The sequence below is a fragment of the Sphingobium sp. SJ10-10 genome (assembly GCF_036038995.2).
Classification (GTDB): Bacteria; Pseudomonadota; Alphaproteobacteria; order Sphingomonadales; family Sphingomonadaceae; genus Sphingobium.
In genome coordinates this window covers 3,067,609-3,081,492 of sequence record NZ_CP158132.1, presented here as the reverse complement: position 1 = coordinate 3,081,492, position 13,884 = coordinate 3,067,609, and the positions used below count along the sequence as shown (strand labels likewise).

Here is a 13,884-nt window from a genome sequence, read left to right as displayed (position 1 = left end):
TTTTGGCGCCTCGAGCGCGACATTCATGAGTTTACGGCCTAAGACACGGTTCATGGATCGGCGGCGATTTCTGGGAATGGGCGGTTGTGCCGCCACGATGCTGGTCCTCTGGCAGACGGGGCTGGGAAGGGCCGACGCCGCCTATCCCTTCGCGCTCAGCGATGCGGAATGGCGCAAACGGCTGAGCCCGCTCGCCTATCAGGTGCTACGCGAGCGTTCGACCGAATATCCCTTCACCAGCCCGCTCAACAAGGAGCATCGCTCGGGCACCTTCACCTGCGCCGGTTGTGGGCAGCGGCTGTTCAGTTCTAAGACCAAGTTCGATAGCGGCACCGGCTGGCCCAGCTTCTGGGCACCTCTGCCGCGCGCGGTCGGCACGTCACGCGATTTCGAACTTGGTTACCCCCGAACAGAGGTGCATTGCGCCCAATGCGGCGGGCATCTGGGCCATGTCTTCGACGACGGGCCCAAGCCCACCGGCAAGCGTTATTGCATGAACGGCGTCGCGCTGGCCTTCGTGCCGGGCTGAGCGATGACCTTGTAGATGCGGAGCGGCCCCTTGGTGGGGATCGGCCGCAACCAGCGCGGGGGCTTGTTGCGCGCCAAGGCCGCGGCCAGGCTGTGCGGGAAGTCCGCGCGATAATGCTTGATTTCGTTCATCTCGTTGCAGATCAGCAGATAATCGGCGCCCTTTCCGCCGTTCAGGCGCATGATGATCGCCAGAGCCTTTTCGGGCGGAGCGGTGAAACCGTCGATGACCGCGGTGATGCCGGCCGCATTGCGGTGATGAGCCGTGCCGATCACGCTATGCCCGGTCCGCACGAGGATGTCGGGGCCCAGATCGAGCGGTGCGAAGAGGACCGATCGCGGCAAGGCGCGCAGGGGCGCCAACATGGCCGAATTCCGGCAATTGACGGTTTCGGGCTGCTGCTTTGACGCTGCGTCGCTGGCGATCAATATCCAGGCGCCGCACAGGCCCGCCGGGGTGAACAATATGGCGACGCCCGCCGTCACCAATATTCTCGCCACCGCGTTCGTCCAGGTCTGGATATGGCGAAATAGCGCCAGCAGCAGCCAGGCGATGCCGGGCAGCGCCAGGACATGCGCCACCGACATGGCGCGCAGCACGAGGATCGCGACCGCCAATGCCCCGCTGAGCAGCAGCGCGATGACGATCCAGCGTTCCCGCGCCTCCCGCTCCTTGGCGGCCCTGGCTGCGACGATCGTGCTGATGAGGCCCATCACCGCCGGCAGAAGGATGATCCCGGCCATCATTGGGCCTTGCTCCCAGACCGGGCGGCCTTCCTTCACTTGCAGATACCATAAGCGATAGGCGACCGGGCCGAGCGCCTTGAAAGGGTCGCCGGCAATGCATGATCCTCCGCTCAGCAGGAACATGCCAGTCGCGGCGATCCCCCCGGCCCCGGTCGCCATGAAGCGGCGCTGGACCGTATTCGTGCCGAAAAGGCGCAAGGCCAGAGGCGTCGCCAGCGCGAAAGCCAGTAGCGGCCAGACATAGGCCGCCGATAGGCTGTCGCATTGCCGGATCAGCGGTGCTTGAGGACCGCGCAGCACCAGCAGCAGGGCCAGCGCGCTGCCGCCCAGCGTGACGGCAAAGGCGGCGATCCGCGCAACCTCCCGCCGGTCGAACCAGCTCCGCAGGGCGAAGATGCCGGCGAACAGCGCGGCATAGGGCAAGGCCTCGCTGGAAATCTGGAGCCAGATCGCCAGCGCCAGTCCCGCCGTGACGCCGCCTCTGAGGCGATGCCTGTCCAGCGTTCCGCACAAGGCGATGGCCGACATCCAGATCTGCCACCCATGATGGTCGATCCGGAACGGGGTGAACTGGACCAATATGGTCGGCGTCGTCAGGAGCAGGGCCACCGCAAGCAAGGCGATGATGCCGCTATCGGTGGCGCGTTTGGCCGCCAGGAACAGCGTGCCCGTCAGACCGCCCAGCAACAGCAAGGGCACCAGCACGCAGGCTGCGATTTCGGCCTGCACGGCGCCCAGCAGCGGGCGCAGCAAAAGGATCAGCGCCGCAATCGGCATGTCGACGATGCGCGACCAGTGCATCGGCCCACCCGTTGGCGGATTGACGCGGTGCTGGCTTACATCCCAGAAATCCTGTCCGTACAGCCAGTCGCGGACCTGCTGCAGCCGCATGGCGTCGTCGGGATCGCGGAATTCAGGCGTGGTCAGGCCGCTGCGAAACAGCCAGAGCATGACGGCACAGCATAGGAGCCATGCCAGCAAAGCCCCTGCGCCGATCTGCCAGCGGGCGATCAAGGGTCTTGCAGGAAGGGAGATGGAATCAGGCGCGGGCAAAGATGCCATATTTCCGGATCGCATAGACGGACAGGAAGCTGACCGGAACCGCCATCAGCTTGGCTATCGCGGGGGCGACGCCCAGGCTGCTCAAACCGCCTACCGACGCCATGGTGATCGCCATGCCGATCAGGGCGCTGGCGATGAAGGCGATGCGTTGGGCATGGGTGGCCGGTTGCTGCATTTCGAAGACGAAATGGACGCTGATCAGCCAATGCAGGACCAACCCGCCCGAATAGCCGCCAAGGGCGGCGATGGCGGGCGGCAGGCCCAAATGGTTCAGCATCATGAACAGCGCGAAGTCCCCCGACAGAGCGCAGATGCTGGCCATAAGATAGCGCGTGAAAGTGAAGCGGCCGATGATGGCGTTCAACGGTCCGGCCAGGCTGCGCACCAATTGGGGCATGGGGATCAGGCCGCCTTCAATCGATTGGGCACCAGCCGTTCGCTTGTCAGGGCTGCGCGCTCCCCGGCGGCGTCCTGCCCTTCCTCGCCTGCCTCATGATATTCGGCGTCTTCATTGACCGCCCAGATGTCGTAAAGCTGTTCGCCCGCCTCGATATTGCGGACGGTCAGCATCGCCGTCATCATCGCATGATCCTGGTTGTTGTAGCGATGCATGCCGTTGCGGCCGACCAGATGCAACGTGGGGTAAAGCCGCTGCAATTCGGTCCGCATCGCGAGCACATTATCGGCATAGCTGTCGTCATAGACCGGATAGGCCTTTTCCTGCCGCACCACCGCCCCGCCGACGACATCGCCGGGATTGCACAGGCCGAGGATCGCCATTTCCTTCTTCGCCAGCTCGACCAGATCGGCGTCGCTAGCCGACCAGAGGCCGTCGCCCTCGAAGCAGAAATATTCCAGGCCCACGCAGGCGAGGTCAGGATCGGGCACCATTTCGGGCGACCAGCTCCGGAAATTCTGGATGCGGCCGACCTTGACCTTGCTGTCGTGGATGTAGATCCAGTTGTCGGGGAAGATATCCTCGCCCTTCACCATCAGCGCGACGGTCAGGAAGTCGCGATATTTCAGTTCCATCGCATGGCCCAGCGTGGCGGGCAGCGGATGGATGCGACCGGCCAGCTCGCGCATCGGCGCTGAACTGATGACATGAGCGGCATTGATGACGACTTCGCCATCCGGCCCCTGCGTCACCATGCGCCAATGGCCGCTGGTCTGATCCTGCGACAATTGATCCAGGCTGTGGGCCATCAGCACCTGATTGCCGCCTGCCACCACGAAGTCGCGCGCCGCTTCCCACATCATGCCGGGGCCAAGGCGCGGATAGCGGAAGCTTTCCAGCAGGGTCTTGGTCGCCATGCCGTCATTGGGCTTCTTGTTGAGGCCAAGCGAACGCTTGAGGCCGTCCACGACCGCACCCCAGAGCGACAGCCCCTTGATGCGCTGCGCCGCCCAGTCCGCCGACATCTCGTCGCAAGGCATGCCCCAGACCTTCTCCGTATAGGTCTTGAAGAAGATCGAGAACAGCTTGTGGCCGAAGGCGTTGACTGTCCAGTCCTGAAAGGAGCGGATATTGCGATTGGGGAACAGCTTCGCCTTGGCAAAGCTCGCCATGCAGAGGGTCGAGCGCCAGATGCCCAGATTGCCGAGCGCTTCGAAGGCGCGCAGCGGGTAGCTGTAGAATTTGCCCTCATAATAGATGCGGCTCATCCGGGGGCGCTGGATGAAATCGTCGGGCAGAATCTCGTTCCAGAGGTCGACGACCTCCTTCGACTTGGAAAAGAAGCGATGGCCGCCAATGTCGAACCGGAAGCCGTTCATTTCGACGGTCCGGCTGATGCCGCCGACATAGATGGGGTCTTTTTCGATGACCCGGACCGAATAGCCCTTTTTGGTTAAGAGATAAGCGGCAGTAAGGCCGGCCGGGCCTGCGCCAATAATGGCGACATCCACATTGTGGTCGTTCTGCGGCATCTAAGGCCCCCCCGATGAAATCCTTGACCAAATTAGGTGAAGGAAATCTTCTAAGGAGTAGTTAATAGCCGGTAACAATGCAAGATAAGGCAACGCCGACGGATATATGTCCGTCGGCGTCGTCCCTTTTCCTAAAGGCGGATCAGCCCTGACGCTGGGCCTGGATCAACGTGTTGAGGTCCGTGCGGGCACCGTCCAGAGCTTCACCGAAGCAAGCCCGATAGTCCGGGGTGGCTGGCAGGATCGATCCGTTCATCCAGCCGCAGACCTTCTTGGCGGCCTTGGTGATCCGGGAATCGGCCATGCGCGCGCCATGGGCGCTGGCGAGGTTGAGATCGGCCATCGACACGGCGATGCTGCGGGTTTCCATCCCTGTGCGGCCGTCGACCACCACACCCATGTCATTGATGCCAGCGAAGGCGTTTGCAGCGGGCAGGGCAAAAGTTATCGCGGCGGTCAACGCCACCAACGTCTTTCTGGTCATCCTGTATCTCCTGTCGAACTTTTTTATAGAGTTCGCCCTACGCCTGACGTGGGAGAAGGGTCCCGAATCAGATAGGCTTCGTGCAGGCACATGAAAAGGGGCCACTTGGCGAAAAGTGGCGGAAAACCGTTATTTTTGCGGATGCGAAAGGATCGGCGCCCCTTTCGCATCCGCGTCATTTACCCTTAGTGGCGGAAGTGCCGCATGCCGGTGAAGACCATGGCGAGGCCGGCTTCGTCGGCAGCCGCGATCACTTCCTCGTCACGGATCGAGCCGCCCGGCTGGATCACCGCCGTCGCGCCCGCCTCGACCGCCGCCAGCAGGCCGTCGGCAAAGGGGAAGAAGGCGTCGGAGGCTACCGCAGACCCCAAGGTGCGTGGTTCGGCCCAGCCTGCCTTTTCGGCGGCGTCCTTGGCCTTCCATGCGGCGATGCGGGCGGATTCGAGGCGGTTCATTTGGCCCGCGCCGATGCCGGCGGTGCTGTTGCTCTTGGCGTAGACGATGGCGTTGGACTTCACATGCTTGGCGACGGTCCAGGCAAACAGGCAGTCGGTCAGTTCCTGCTCGGTCGGGGCGCGCTTGGTCACGACCTTGAGCTGATCGCGGGTGATGCGGCCATTGTCGCGGCCCTGCACCAGCATGCCGCCGGCGATGCTCTTGATCTGGAGGCCGGGTCGCGCCGGATCGGGCAGTTCGCCGGTCAGCAGCAGGCGAAGATTCTTCTTCCTGGCGAAGATCGACTTGGCTTCCTCGTCCGCGTCGGGGGCGGCGACGACTTCGGTGAAGATGCCGCTGATCGCTTCGGCGGTCGGGCCGTCGAGCGGGCGGTTGACGGCAATGATGCCGCCAAAGGCCGAGACGCTGTCGCAGGCGAGCGCGGCTTCATAGGCTTCGATCAGCGTGGCGCCGGTGGCGACGCCGCAGGGATTGGCGTGCTTGACGATGACCACGGTCGGCGGGCCGTCGCGGAATTCGCTGACCAGCTCCAGCGCGGCGTCGGCGTCGTTGTAGTTGTTGTAGCTGAGTTCCTTGCCCTGGATCTGCCTGGCTTGGGCGATACCGTTGGCGGAGGGACCGACGGGCAGGTACAGCGCCGCCGACTGGTGCGGGTTTTCGCCATAGCGCAGGGTCGAACCCAACTTGCTCGACACGGAGAGGCTTTCGGGGAACTGCACACCCTGGTCGGCAAAGGCGAACCAGCTTGCGATCATCGAGTCATAGGCGGCGGTGGCGGCATAGGCTTTGGCCGCCAGCATGCGGCGGAAGTCGTAACTGGTCGCGCCGCCCTTTTCCTCCATCTCCGCGATCAGGCGGGCATAGTCGGCCGGATCGGTGACGATCGCGACGCTTTCATGATTCTTCGCCGCCGAGCGGACCATGGAGGGGCCGCCAATGTCGATATTCTCGATGATCTCCTCACGCTCCGCGCCCTTCGCGACGGTGGCGGCGAAGGGGTAGAGGTTGACGACGACCAGGTCGATCGCGCCGATTCCATGCTCCCGCATGGAGGCGACATGATCGGGATTGTCGCGCACGGCGAGCAGGCCGCCATGCACTTTGGGATGCAGCGTCTTGACGCGGCCGTCCATCATTTCCGGAAAGCCGGTGAGGTCGGAAATGTCCTTCACGTCGAGTCCCGCCTCGCGCAGCGCCTTGGCGGTGCCGCCGGTCGACACCAGCTCGACGCCATGCTTGCTCAGCGCCTGGCCCAATTCGATGAGGCCGGACTTGTCCGACACGGAAAGAAGGGCGCGTTTGATGGTGACGTCTGACATGAAGGTGCTTCCTGCTGTTCGGTTGCCGTTCAGGCTTGCCGCAGCCCTCTAATCCCGCTTGGACCTTGCGGCAAGCTTGTAGGATTTGGCTGAGAGAGGCGGCATGATAGACCTACGGAAATGGGCGGCTTTTTGTTCGGTTTCCTATTTATGAAAAACCAGCGGGGATTTGACGCCGTGCGGGCTGTAGAACAGGAAATTGCTGGGGTGGTTTGACCAATAGGAGCCATTACCCCGTCACCCCTCACGGCCCTCAGGATGCCAGCGACCGGGGCGCCGCGCGCAGGCTCTCAAGGTTGATCGCCTGAGTGAACTCCACCCCCAGACGATCGTCCTTAGACCAGCGGGCGATGGCGTTGACGGTCTGGTTGTCACCCAGCTCGATCGCGAACAGCGTGCCTTCCGGCACGTCCCACAGCCCCTCCAACTGCGCGCCGGTGGCGGAGATGTTGCGGATGCGGCCGGTATAGACATGGCCGTCATGATGCACGGCGACCGTGCGCAACATGGTTTTGCGTTCCGGCCGGCTTGACTGGAACCCCTGGAGCGTGGCGGTGCCGCCATGGCGGTGCTGCTGAACCAGTACGTCCGCCGCCGGCAGCGGGCGGCCGTAGACATAGCCCTGGATGTGGCTGCACCCCAGGTTGCGGATCAGGGCGAGTTCGTCCTGCGTCTCCGCGCCTTCCGCCGTGGTGTCCATGCCCAGCGCTTCGGCCAGGCTGACGATCGCCTTGATGATCGCGCTGTTGGGGCTGCCCTTGATCGCCGCGCCGCGCACGAAGCTTTGGTCGATCTTGATCTTGTCGAACGGCGCTTTCTTCAAATAGCCGAGCGAGGAATAGCCGGTGCCGAAATCGTCCAGCGCCAGGCGCACGCCAAGGCCCTTCAGCCGCGAAAACATCGAATCCGTGCCGTCATCATCGTTCAGGAACACGCTTTCGGTGATCTCCAGTTCCAGCCGCTGGGGCGCCAGACCCGATGCCGCGAGCGCGTTCATCACGACCGAAGGCAGGCCCGGATTGGCGAACTGGATCGGCGAGACATTGACCGCCACCCGTACCCCATCCGTCCATTGCACCGCCTCGCGGCAGGCGGTGCGGAGCACCCATTCACCGATCGGGCCGATCAGGCCGCTTTCTTCAGCGATTGGCACGAACAGGGTCGGCGAAATCGCGCCGCGTGCCGGATGCTGCCAGCGCAACAGGGCTTCATAGCCGGTGATCTGCTCGGTCTTGGAGCAGACGACAGGCTGGTAGACGAGATGCAGGCTGTTTTCGACCAGCGCCTTGCGTAGATCTTCCTCCAACTGGCGGCGATCCTCCGCATCGGCATGCATTTCCGACGAATAAAAGCGGTAGACGCCGCGCCCGTCGCCCTTGGCGGCATAGAGCGCCAGATCGGCGTTGCGGATCAATTCCTCCGCGGTGACGCCGTCCTGCGGGCAGAAGGAAATGCCGATCGACACGCCGATGACGACCGCCGTGCTTCCGACCATATAGGGTTGGGACACGTCGGTGATGATCGCCCGCACCAGATGATCCAGCGTGATCTTGTCGGGCCGGCCAGGCAGCAGGATCTTGAATTCATCGCCACCCTGGCGGCCGACCAGCCCCTTGTCCCCGACCACGCGCTGGATGCGCTCGCTCACCTGGCGCAGCAGCGCGTCGCCCGCCGGATGACCGAGCGTGTCGTTGACGATCTTGAACCGGTCGAGGTCCAACATCATCAGCGTGCAGTCGCGCGGTTGCCCCTTCTTCCCCGCGACCGCCTGTTCCAGCGAGCGCATCATCTGCACCCGGTTGGCAAGCCCGGTCAGCGAATCATATTGGGCGAGCCGCGTCACCTCCGCCTGGCTGCGGCGCATTTCGGTAAGGTCGGTGCCACTGCCCCGGAAGCCCTGGAACTGGCCGAATTCGTTGAACACCGGCTGGCCGGAGATCGACCACCAGCGCTCATCCTTCACCATGGCGGCACGGACCGGGATTTCGGCAAAGCCGGTGCGCGCCGACAAATGGAAGCCCAATGTGCGCTCGCCATCGCCGTCCTGCCGGTCGCCGGGGCGGATGATCTCCGTGATCGGACGGCCGATCAGCGCCTCATTGCTCAGGTCGAGCGTGCGGACCAGCGTATCGGAAATATAGGCGATGCAGCCATGGCGATCGGTTTCCCAGAACCAGCCGCGGCCCGATTGTTCATATTCGTGCAGCAACCGATCGGATCGCTGGGCGCGCAAGTCGCGCTGATGGAAGGCGATGGCGCGATTCATGTCGGCATTCGCCTGACGCAGCGCGGCGATGAGCATCACCGCGATGCAACTGATCAACAGGCCGATCTGCGCGAAATCCCCCCGATGCAGGACGGAGGCGATCAGCAGGCCGCAAAAATAGCTGACCCCCAGCAAGCGCCGGTCACCGAAGATCGACACCGCCATCAGCGCGACCGCCATTTCCGCCGCCAGGTTGCGGGATAGCGCGCCCGCGATCAGCGATGGCCCCAGCATCAGGCTGAAGCTCAGGCCCGAGAGCAGCACCATGGGCAGCATCAGCCATTTCTGGTGATGCGGACGCAGGCGCTGGAAGCGCGCGCCGCGGGGGGCCACGATCGCGACGCCATCCACTAGCAGCATGGCGGACAGGGCGACGGCATGGCCGATATTGTCCGCTTCGTAAAAGGGAACATGCAGCAGGGCGGTGATGCACAGCTTGCCCAGCAGGACCAGCGGCCAGAGCCGGGCAATATGGACGAAGGTGCTGGAAATCCACGAAGCGTCGACCGACGCCCCGCTCTCGGCCAAGCCGAGGGCCGCGACGAGGTCCGTTCGCCGCGATTGCAGTTCCGCCAGATTCGTCCGCAAGGAAGTCATATTTCCTGCGTAACGGGAAGAGATTGAAAGAAACTTACCTGCCTGGCAAGGTCAGTAGTGGGTGGTAGCGGACGTGTCAGGATGACCCGCTGGGACATATGGCACAGCGTGCTCCTGCACAGGCAGGAGCCCAGTTCGGACGGTCCGATGTCCACTGAGGGCGGGACTGGGCTCCTGCCTGTGCAGGAGCACGCTGTGCTTAACGATAGCTAATGACCGCTCCCTGCCAAACCCTCAGACGCGCATCGGCATCAGCACGTAGAGCGCCGGGCTGCGGTCGTCCTCGCGGATCAGCGTCGGCGCGGCGGCGTCGGCCAAATGCAGCTCGACCAGATCGCTGTCGATCTGGCCCAATATGTCGAGCAGATAGCGAGCGTTGAAGCCGATGTCGAAACCCTCGCCCTGGAAGGCGCCAGGAACTTCTTCCGCCGCCGTGCCGTTTTCAGGGCTGGTGACGGAGAGCGTGATCTTGTCGCGGTCCAGCGTCATCTTGACCGCGCGGGTCTTTTCCGTGGCGATGGTGGCGACGCGGTCCACGCCTTCCTCGAAGCTGCGCGGGTCGATCTTGAGCAGCTTGTCGTTGGCGGTCGGGATGACGCGGCTGTAATCGGGGAAGGTGCCGTCGATCAGCTTGCTGGTCAGGATCGCGCTGCCAAGGCCAAAGCGGATCTTGCTGGCGGACAGCGAAATCTGGACCGAGCCTTCGACCTCGTCGAGCAGCTTGCGGAGTTCACCGATGCACTTGCGGGGTATGATGATGCCCGGCATGCCGTCGGCGCCATCGGGACGCGGCACGGTGACGCGGGCGAGGCGATGGCCGTCGGTGGCGGCGGCCTTCAGCACCGGCTGGCCGTCATCCGAAACATGGAAATAAATGCCGTTGAGGTAATAGCGCGTCTCTTCGGTCGAAATGGCGAAGCGCGTCTTGTCGATGATCTGCTTGAGCGTCTCGGCCGGCAGCTCGAAGCTGGTCGGCAGGTCGCCTTCCGCGATCACCGGGAAATCGTCGCGCGGCAGGGTCGACAGGTTGAAGCGGGCGCGGCCGGCCTGGATCAGCATCTTGCCCTCGGCCGCCTGGAGCGACACCTGCGACCCCTCGGGCAGCTTGCGGGCGATGTCGAACAGGGTGTGGGCGGAAATGGTGGTCGCGCCGGGCTGTTCCACCTGCGCCGAAACGCTTTCGACGATCTGGAGATCGAGGTCCGTCGCCATCAGCTTGATCGCGCCATCCGCCGATGCTTCGATCAGCACGTTGGACAGGATCGGAATCGTGTTGCGCCGCTCGACCACCGACTGGACGTGGCTGAGGCTCTTGAGCAGCGTTGCGCGTTCGATGGTGGCCTTCATGTCCCTGTTCTGTCCGTTTCTTTTCTGCGCAAAGCCCGAACTCGGTCGAATCCGGGCGACAATGATGGATGATCCTTCATAGCCGCTGTTGCGGCTTGGGCAAGCGTTCGGTGCGCCTTTCGTTTCGACCGGGGTTGCAAAAGGGAACAGCATGGGCTTTGCGGGGGATGTGAAACGCTTGGCTGCCCTCGCCCTTCCCCTGTTGATGCTTGGCGCGACGGCTGAGGCGCGCGATTCATTGGGCGTTTTCGAGGCCTGGGGCGCGTTCCGCGATACGGCCAGCCCGCGCTGCTATGCCATAGCCATGCCGGTGACGGCGAAGTCGGAGGGCTTTGCCGCGGTCGGGAGCTGGCCACGCCAGCGCGTGCGCGGTCAGGTGCATTTTCGCTTAAGCCGGATGCGGGCGGATGAAGCCGCGGTGATCCTGAATGTAGGCGACCGGCGCTTTGCGCTGGTGGCGGGGCAAGTCGACGCCTGGGCGCCCGATGCGCGGGCGGACGCGGCGGTCATCGCGGCGATGCGCTCCGCGACGAGCATGAGCGTGCAGACGCGGGATGCGCGGGGACGGGGTTTTGCCGACACCTATGCGCTGCGCGGGGCGGCTACGGCGATCGATGCGGCAGCGCTGGGGTGCGCGCGGTTGCGCTAGAAACGCGCCGCTTTAAAAATGCGCGAAAATCGGCTATGGGCGCGGCCATGCAGACAGCCGCCAACCCCTTGATGCCGATTCCCGGCCTTATCGATCCTGTGCCCGTACCTCGTGCGGTGACACCTCGCGAGGATGGGCGCGTCGACCTGACGGGGCTGTCGCGCCCCCAGATGAAGGGCGCGCTGGAAGAAGCCGGGCTCGATCAGAAGCAGGCGAAGCTGCGCTCCAAGCAGCTTTTCCACTGGCTCTATCATCGCGGTGAAACGGATTTCGACGCGATGACCGACCTCGCCAAGCCGATGCGCGGCTGGATGGCGGAGCGCTTCGTCGTCGGCCGTCCGCAGGTGGTCGAGGCGCAGGTATCGAGCGACGGCACGCGCAAATGGCTGCTGCGGTCGGACGATGGGCAGGATTATGAGATGGTGTTCATCCCGGACGCGGACCGGGGGACGCTCTGCGTTTCCAGCCAGGTGGGGTGTACGCTCAACTGCCGTTTCTGCCATACCGGCACGATGCGGCTGGTCCGGAACCTGACGCCGGGCGAGATCGTGGGTCAGGTCATGCTGGCCCGCGATGCGCTGGGCGAATGGCCCAAGGGGAGCATGGCCTCGGCCAATGACGATGAGGCGGACGACGCGTCGCAATATTCGCCGGACGGACGGATGCTGACCAACATCGTGATGATGGGCATGGGCGAGCCGCTCTATAATTTCGACCATGTGCGCGACGCGCTGAAGGTCGTGATGGATGGCGATGGGCTAGCGCTTTCGAAGCGGCGGATTACCCTCTCCACCTCCGGCGTGGTGCCGATGATGGCGCGGGCAGGCGAGGAGATCGGCGTGAACCTGGCCGTATCGCTCCATGCCGTGACCAAGGATGTGCGCGACGAGCTGGTGCCGCTCAACAAGAAATATGGCATCGAGCAGTTGTTGCAGGCCTGCGCCGACTATCCGAACGCGAACAATGCGCGGCGCATCACCTTCGAATATGTGATGATCAAGGACAAGAATGACAGCGATGACGATGCGCGTGAGCTGGTCCGGCTGCTCCGCCAGTATAAGCTGCCCGCCAAGGTCAATCTGATCCCGTTCAATCCCTGGCCGGGCACGGACTATGAATGCTCGACGCCCGAGCGGATTCGCGCTTTCAGCAGCATCGTGTTCGAAGGCGGAATCAGCGCGCCGGTGCGCACGCCGCGCGGGCGGGACATCATGGCCGCCTGCGGGCAGCTCAAATCCGCTTCGGAGAAGAAGAGCCGGGCCGAGCTGGATCGGCTCGCCGCGGAGAAGCAAGCCGCGCTGGGATAGAGCGGGGCTGATGATCCGCGCCTCTCATGGCGCGAGACGGAAACCCCGCCCGGAACGGCGGGGTTTTTCTTGTGAGTTTCGTCCGGGCGGCATGAGAAGGATGGAATTATGACGGACGAAGAGATTGAACGGATCGCGACGGGCTTTTGTGCGCGGACGCTGCCCAAGGAGGAGTGGACCCATATGGCCCATTTCTCGACGGCCTTATGGCTGATACTGCGGCGGCCGGATGTCATGCCTGAGCGCGACATGCCGGGGATGATCGCGGCCTATAATGAGAGCGTGGGCGGCGTGAACAACGACATGTCGGGCTATCATGAGACGATCACGCAGGCGTCGCTGAGCGCGGCGCGAGCGATCCTGGCGGGCTTGCTGGAAGGCGTGACGCCGGGCGAGGCCTTTGCGGCGCTGATGAACTCGCCCATGGCCGACAAGGACTGGCTGTTTGCCTATTGGTCGCGCGAGCGGCTGATGTCGGTGGAGGCGCGGCGGACGTGGGTGGAGCCGGACCTCAAGCCTCTGCCCTGGGCATAGAAAAAGGGCGGCCCCGGCTGGGACCGCCCTTCCCCTATTCTATCCGAGAGGGATTAGAAACGGAAGCCGATGCCGACGACGCCAGCGTCACGACCGCCGATGCCATCTTCATACTCGCTGCGCTGATATTCAGCCGAGATGTAGGTGTTGCCGGTCACCGCGAATTCCGCGCCGCCACCGTAACGCACGCCTTCGAACGAACCGCCAGCGTTGCTGTTCGATACTTCGATGCGGGTGTTGGCATAGCCGACCTTGCCGAACGCCAGAATGCGCGGGGTCACGACATAGCCCAGACGGATCGAAGCGGCGAGGTCACGGCTGATTTCCGTGCCGCCGGCGCCGACGGTGGTGTCATTGAGCGACACTTCCGGGCCGAAGGTGATGCGCGGAGCGACGGCCAGATCATAGCCGGTCGACACGCCGTAAGCGAAGCCGTCTTCGCCGCCCAGCTTGTCATAGCCCAGCGTCACGCCAGCGCGCGGACCGGTGAAGGGCGCAGCATCCTGAGCGAAAGCGGGAGCAGAAACAGCGGCAGCAGCAAGGGCTGCGAAAATCACAGTCTTCATAAAATCCTCATATTACAAGAAACGTACAGTCCATGAACAGGACATACGTTTTGTTCTTCTTACGGGATGGCGTTGCGCTTGATTATTTCATCG

12 protein-coding genes are annotated in these 13,884 nt (G+C 63.6%); 4 read left to right on the top strand and 8 right to left on the bottom strand.

Annotated features, from left to right (window positions below; all coding sequences use genetic code 11):
* The first annotated feature begins 52 nt into the window (after positions 1-52).
* Positions 53-529 (top strand): peptide-methionine (R)-S-oxide reductase MsrB, encoded by a 477-nt coding sequence (gene msrB / locus VVT58_RS15050; RefSeq protein WP_087574481.1) that lies wholly within the window; start codon positions 53-55, stop codon positions 527-529.
* On the opposite strand, the gene VVT58_RS15045 is transcribed toward msrB, so the two are convergent.
* The 7 genes from VVT58_RS15045 to dnaN all read right to left on the bottom strand — a co-directional run bounded on the left by VVT58_RS15045 (position 487) and on the right by dnaN (position 10,735).
* Positions 487-2,337 (bottom strand): hypothetical protein, encoded by a 1,851-nt coding sequence (locus VVT58_RS15045; RefSeq protein ID WP_327752576.1) that lies wholly within the window; start codon positions 2,335-2,337, stop codon positions 487-489. The two genes, msrB and VVT58_RS15045, sit on opposite strands and share 43 nt — an antisense overlap.
* Positions 2,315-2,734 (bottom strand): GtrA family protein, encoded by a 420-nt coding sequence (locus VVT58_RS15040; RefSeq protein WP_066560210.1) that lies wholly within the window; start codon positions 2,732-2,734, stop codon positions 2,315-2,317. Before VVT58_RS15040 ends, VVT58_RS15045 begins: the two co-directional genes overlap by 23 nt.
* 5 nt (positions 2,735-2,739) lie before the next feature.
* On the bottom strand, positions 2,740-4,266 hold the full coding sequence (locus VVT58_RS15035) for an NAD(P)/FAD-dependent oxidoreductase (protein WP_327752575.1): 1,527 nt from the start codon (positions 4,264-4,266) through the stop codon (positions 2,740-2,742).
* A gap of 142 nt (positions 4,267-4,408) precedes the next feature.
* Positions 4,409-4,750: a UrcA family protein gene (locus tag VVT58_RS15030; protein ID WP_327752574.1), complete on the bottom strand. Its 342-nt coding sequence runs from the start codon at positions 4,748-4,750 to the stop codon at positions 4,409-4,411.
* Positions 4,751-4,935: 185 nt separating this feature from the next.
* Entirely contained in the window at positions 4,936-6,525 is a 1,590-nt protein-coding gene (gene purH / locus VVT58_RS15025) for a bifunctional phosphoribosylaminoimidazolecarboxamide formyltransferase/IMP cyclohydrolase (RefSeq protein WP_327752573.1), read from the bottom strand.
* A 253-nt stretch (positions 6,526-6,778) separates the two neighbouring features.
* Positions 6,779-9,388, bottom strand: coding sequence for an EAL domain-containing protein (locus tag VVT58_RS15020; protein ID WP_327752572.1), 2,610 nt, complete (start codon positions 9,386-9,388; stop codon positions 6,779-6,781).
* Positions 9,389-9,622: 234 nt separating this feature from the next.
* Positions 9,623-10,735, bottom strand: a complete 1,113-nt coding sequence (dnaN, locus tag VVT58_RS15015) for a DNA polymerase III subunit beta (RefSeq protein WP_066561992.1) — start codon at positions 10,733-10,735, stop codon at positions 9,623-9,625.
* Positions 10,736-10,886: 151 nt separating this feature from the next.
* Between dnaN and VVT58_RS15010 the strand changes: the two genes are divergently transcribed.
* The 3 genes from VVT58_RS15010 to VVT58_RS15000 all read left to right on the top strand — a co-directional run bounded on the left by VVT58_RS15010 (position 10,887) and on the right by VVT58_RS15000 (position 13,225).
* On the top strand, positions 10,887-11,384 hold the full coding sequence (locus VVT58_RS15010; protein WP_327752571.1) for a hypothetical protein: 498 nt from the start codon (positions 10,887-10,889) through the stop codon (positions 11,382-11,384).
* 47 nt (positions 11,385-11,431) lie between these two features.
* The gene (gene rlmN, locus VVT58_RS15005) at positions 11,432-12,691 is read left to right on the top strand and encodes a 23S rRNA (adenine(2503)-C(2))-methyltransferase RlmN (RefSeq protein WP_169575958.1); all 1,260 of its coding nucleotides are present in this window, start codon (positions 11,432-11,434) and stop codon (positions 12,689-12,691) included.
* Between the two features lie 108 nt (positions 12,692-12,799).
* Entirely contained in the window at positions 12,800-13,225 is a 426-nt protein-coding gene (locus tag VVT58_RS15000; protein ID WP_066560220.1) for a hypothetical protein, read from the top strand.
* A gap of 53 nt (positions 13,226-13,278) precedes the next feature.
* Here VVT58_RS15000 and VVT58_RS14995 read toward each other — a convergent pair whose 3' ends face one another.
* Positions 13,279-13,791 carry a porin family protein gene (locus VVT58_RS14995; protein WP_327752570.1) on the bottom strand — a complete coding sequence of 171 codons (513 nt, stop codon included), beginning with the start codon at positions 13,789-13,791 and terminating at the stop codon, positions 13,279-13,281.
* Positions 13,792-13,884 lie beyond the last annotated feature (93 nt).

Bases quoted from the DNA above. Each gene is read 5' to 3' on its own strand.
- VVT58_RS15030 (WP_327752574.1), bottom strand. From the start codon at position 4,750: ATGACCAGAAAGACGTTGGTGGCGTTGACCGCCGCGATAACTTTTGCC.
- purH (WP_327752573.1), bottom strand. From the start codon at position 6,525: ATGTCAGACGTCACCATCAAACGCGCCCTTCTTTCCGTGTCGGACAAG.
- VVT58_RS15045 (WP_327752576.1), bottom strand. From the start codon at position 2,337: ATGGCATCTTTGCCCGCGCCTGATTCCATCTCCCTTCCTGCAAGACCC.
- VVT58_RS15020 (WP_327752572.1), bottom strand. From the start codon at position 9,388: ATGACTTCCTTGCGGACGAATCTGGCGGAACTGCAATCGCGGCGAACG.
- VVT58_RS14995 (WP_327752570.1), bottom strand. From the start codon at position 13,791: ATGAAGACTGTGATTTTCGCAGCCCTTGCTGCTGCCGCTGTTTCTGCT.
- VVT58_RS15000 (WP_066560220.1), top strand. From the start codon at position 12,800: ATGACGGACGAAGAGATTGAACGGATCGCGACGGGCTTTTGTGCGCGG.
- VVT58_RS15035 (WP_327752575.1), bottom strand. From the start codon at position 4,266: ATGCCGCAGAACGACCACAATGTGGATGTCGCCATTATTGGCGCAGGC.
- dnaN (WP_066561992.1), bottom strand. From the start codon at position 10,735: ATGAAGGCCACCATCGAACGCGCAACGCTGCTCAAGAGCCTCAGCCAC.
- VVT58_RS15010 (WP_327752571.1), top strand. From the start codon at position 10,887: ATGGGCTTTGCGGGGGATGTGAAACGCTTGGCTGCCCTCGCCCTTCCC.
- msrB (WP_087574481.1), top strand. From the start codon at position 53: ATGGATCGGCGGCGATTTCTGGGAATGGGCGGTTGTGCCGCCACGATG.
- VVT58_RS15040 (WP_066560210.1), bottom strand. From the start codon at position 2,734: ATGCCCCAATTGGTGCGCAGCCTGGCCGGACCGTTGAACGCCATCATC.
- rlmN (WP_169575958.1), top strand. From the start codon at position 11,432: ATGCAGACAGCCGCCAACCCCTTGATGCCGATTCCCGGCCTTATCGAT.